This is a genomic window from Flavobacteriales bacterium, from assembly GCA_021296215.1.
GTDB lineage: Bacteria > Bacteroidota > Bacteroidia > Flavobacteriales > ECT2AJA-044 > ECT2AJA-044.
On the sequence record JAGWBA010000119.1, the window covers coordinates 1 to 3,631 of the forward strand.

Sequence of the window (3,631 nt, forward strand, 5' to 3'; positions counted from 1 at the left end):
AAACTGTATCAAAATGGAATCATTGATAAAATTGAATTTGACCGAATAAAATGGGGGTAAAACATTTTTGGATTCAAGGCTTACTTTTATTGGGTCTAGCATCGCTCTCCTTCAAATCGCATGCGCAATCGGCCGGCCGGGTTATGGATATTAAAGGTCAACTTGAGACCGCTAGAGCTGATATCCCGGGGCTTAACGGTGTTATTGAGATTTCCGTTTCAGATGTTCCTCTCGATGAGTTTCTTCGCTCTCTTGCCTTAGCCAATGATGTTAATCTGGTGATTACATCTGATCTTGATTACAAGGTGGTCAACAACTTTAAAAACATCAAGGTCATTGATGTCCTTATCTTTTTTGCCGAGGAGTATCCCATTACCATAGATGTCAGCGGAACAGTAATTCGCATCGGCGCACTTAAAAAAGAAAAGCCAAGCCTAGACTCTTTAAGTATCGTTTACCAAAAAGATATGAGCCTGCTTTCATTTGATTTAAAGGCAGACACCCTTGCGGAGGTGGCTCGAGAAATCGCTCGAAGGACTCCTTATAACCTGGTTTTTTCCCCTGAGCTTTCCGGAAAACGAGTGTCGCTGTACGTCGAGCGTTTACCGGCCCAAGAGGCACTCGATCAGCTGGCCTGGTCCAATGACATGACTCTTGAGGTGCGCTCCGACAGCCTTTTTTCGCTGGTGCCGAGAGCGGAAGAAAGTCTCCCTGAAGATACCTATGTGTCGCGCACTTTTGGCCGGGGAATAAATATTTCGGTTTCATCGGACTCGCTGATTTCTCTTTCTGCCGGTCAAATGCCCTTGAGTGAAATACTCTCGGCACTGACCTCCACCATTGATCTGGACTTTTTTATGTACGAGGAGATTCAAGGAGTTCAAACCATAAATGTCGAACGGTATCCGTTGGACCGGTTACTCAACGAACTGTTTTATGGCACTGAATACACCTACCGATCAGTAGACAGCACCTACTTTTTTGGAAGGCGGCAAGGCGAAGGGCTACGCATAACCAAAACCTTCGTGCTTGAGAACCGGAGTGCGAAGGACTTAAAAAATGCCATCCCCGAATCCATTCAGCAAAACATCCAAATCGAAGAATTCATCGAGCTCAATGCGCTCATCATAAGTGGCGACCGTCGGGAAGTCGAAGAGGTTTATGCTTTTTTAGAGCAAATTGACCGCCCGGTGCCTATGGTTATCATCGAAGTAATGATTGTCGATTACAACGAAAACAGATCCGTGGAGACCGGTATTGAGATGGGAGTAGGACAGGAGCCGGCGGTAAGTGGGGGGCAAGTTTTCCCGGAAGTGGGCTATACCCTGAATGGGGCGAGTATCAATAACCTGATTCAAAGTTTTTCAGGAGGTGGGCTAGCCAACTTGGGGTATGTGAACGATAACTTCTATATGACCATTCGCGCCTTAGAAGAACAAGGAGTCCTCAATGTTCGCTCTACCCCTAAACTATCTACCCTCAATGGCCATGAGGCCAGCCTAAAGATTGGCGATAAGGAGTATTACGTGGTCGAAAACCAAAATATTATCGGTTCCCAAAACCCTCAAACCGTCATCACCCGACAGTATAACTCTGTTCAAGCGAATCTAGAAGTTACCATTACTCCCTATATCGCTGGGCGCAATGAGGTTACGCTGAACATTAATGTGACGCAGTCCAACTTTACCGCACGCATTGCTCCTGATGCGCCTCCGGGTGAAGTTTCCCGCAACTTTACTTCGATGATCCGCGTGATGAATGGCGAAATGGTTCTTTTGGGTGGGCTCGAAGAGGTCTCAAAAGAAGAATCGAGCAGCGGAGTTCCCGTACTAAGCCGTATTCCAATCCTAGAGTGGTTTTTTAGTTCAAAGAAGAATCAAAAATCAGAGGCAAAGCTCAATATTTTCATCAAGCCGACCTTAAATTAATTAAGACCATGAGAGCAGGACTTTCCGTACGGTTCATGGTAGTTTTAATAAAAGCTCAAAAGCATAAGTGCGACCTATTTGCCGCCGGTGTTTTTGTTCTCGATAAAGGACAAATAGAGCTTTTGAATGAGTTCGACCCATTAGATGATGAAAAATGGTCCTTTTGGAAGGATCGCACAGGTTGCGCACTCTTGCTAAGCGCCGACGAAAGTCAAAAGCTGTTTTCGGGTAGTCCACCTAAACTGACAGGTATTGCTGGCGGGGCGCTAGCCTCATTCAAAAAATTGGAGCACTACAACAACTACTACGTTACAAGTGACCTTCAAGAAGAAAACGATCTCCCTTTTGATATTCAAGGTATGCAGTGCGAAAAGCTAAATGCCTTTGATGTGCTCGACCAAAGCCCGGAAGTGTTAGCCCCCTATTTACCCTTATCGTTCGGAGACGTATCCTTCGACTTAAAGGAAGGAGCTCTTACTCATGAAAACACTGACGTTTCGAGGGGTGAGGAATCCATGGAGAGTAGTACAGCTAAAGATGAATTCCAACCTCTTCTTTTCTTGGGCGGTTACACATTGGCACATAAGTTATCTGAAAATCGCTTTAATCGGTTTTCTCTTGGACTAAGGCAATGGGAAAGAAAAAACCGGTACGTTCTTTTGGGAGGCGTATTTTTTCTTGCACTGCTTAATTTTTTCTGGGCCCAAAAGCAGGAGGAACAGCTTCGTGTTCTGGAGATAGAAAATGGCGATTTAATGCTGGCCGAACAAAGGCGGCAAGAAGAGAAGAGACGTTCAACTGATGAAAAGGCGTATTTCAAGGCGGTAAATACCCCCGATCAGGACTTGGCAATCATCACAGACCGCATTTATTCTGCTGCAAACCAAACGATTTATATTCTCGAGCTTACGGTCAATCCACTGGTAATTGAATCCTTGGACGCGGAGCATAAAAAAGAGCACGAGAAAGGTGTATTCGTTCTTGGAAGAGCCGATGGAAGCTCAAATATCGACCGCTTCATAAGTGGTTTGACAACACGTTTCCCGGAATCCATCATTCGTGCTGAAGAGCTTACAAAGAATCAAAAAGGACAGATCCTTTTTAAAGTTTCGATAAAATGAAACTAAGTACCTATTTATGGGCATTTTATATTGTAGTGTTGGGGTTCGTATTTTTCTCTGAGCTCCCCAAGCGGCTTAAGAAGGCAAAAAACCTGCACGCTGTAAGCGCATTCATTGAGCCAACCGACCAGGGTAACCAAATGACCTCGGAGGGGTATTTTTCTCTAAGGGCCGAACAAAACGAAGAGATAAATTCTGATCTGCTCCAAACAGTAGAAAAGGCAATGACCAGCAAAAAAGTGCGGTTTGAAGAGCTCACGGAAACCGGTACGTCAGCACACGGTAGCTTTTACGAGCTGCGTTTTTCGGGAAGGTTGCATGATCTGCTCCGGCAGGAAAAAGCCTTCGAACAATCCTGGAAAGCAATTCATATTCAAGAGCTCCGAATAAAGGCTCCGGACAAAAGCCGAAAAGAAAAGCAACCCGGAATGATCCTTGTTGTGCACCTGCCCAAACCGAAGAAGTTATGAGAAAATTTAGTCCTGCAGCTTTTGCTTTCATCTTTCTGATTGCCCTTTCCTGTACCGAGATATTCGTGCCCGATTTAGCCGAGAGTAGGATTCAGCTCTCTGCTCCGGAGGA

Annotated in this window: 3 protein-coding genes; all 3 read left to right on the forward strand. The window is 45.2% G+C overall.

Going from position 1 to position 3,631, the window contains the following annotated elements; translation table 11 throughout:
* Positions 1-50: 50 nt before the first annotated feature.
* From J4F31_12265 to J4F31_12275, 3 genes are read left to right on the forward strand one after another with little or no spacing between them, the layout of a single operon-like run.
* Positions 51-1,928 (forward strand): hypothetical protein, encoded by a 1,878-nt coding sequence (locus J4F31_12265; GenBank protein MCE2497326.1) that lies wholly within the window; start codon positions 51-53, stop codon positions 1,926-1,928.
* 8 nt (positions 1,929-1,936) lie between these two features.
* A complete protein-coding gene (locus tag J4F31_12270) occupies positions 1,937-3,049 on the forward strand; it encodes a hypothetical protein (GenBank protein MCE2497327.1) in 1,113 nt (370 codons plus the stop codon).
* Entirely contained in the window at positions 3,046-3,519 is a 474-nt protein-coding gene (locus J4F31_12275) for a hypothetical protein (GenBank protein ID MCE2497328.1), read from the forward strand. Before J4F31_12270 ends, J4F31_12275 begins: the two co-directional genes overlap by 4 nt.
* Positions 3,520-3,631: the final 112 nt, after the last annotated feature.

Coding starts and splice junctions, on each gene's coding strand:
- J4F31_12275 (MCE2497328.1), top strand. CDS start 3,046: ATGAAACTAAGTACCTATTTATGGGCATTTTATATTGTAGTGTTGGGG.
- J4F31_12270 (MCE2497327.1), top strand. CDS start 1,937: ATGAGAGCAGGACTTTCCGTACGGTTCATGGTAGTTTTAATAAAAGCT.
- J4F31_12265 (MCE2497326.1), top strand. CDS start 51: ATGGGGGTAAAACATTTTTGGATTCAAGGCTTACTTTTATTGGGTCTA.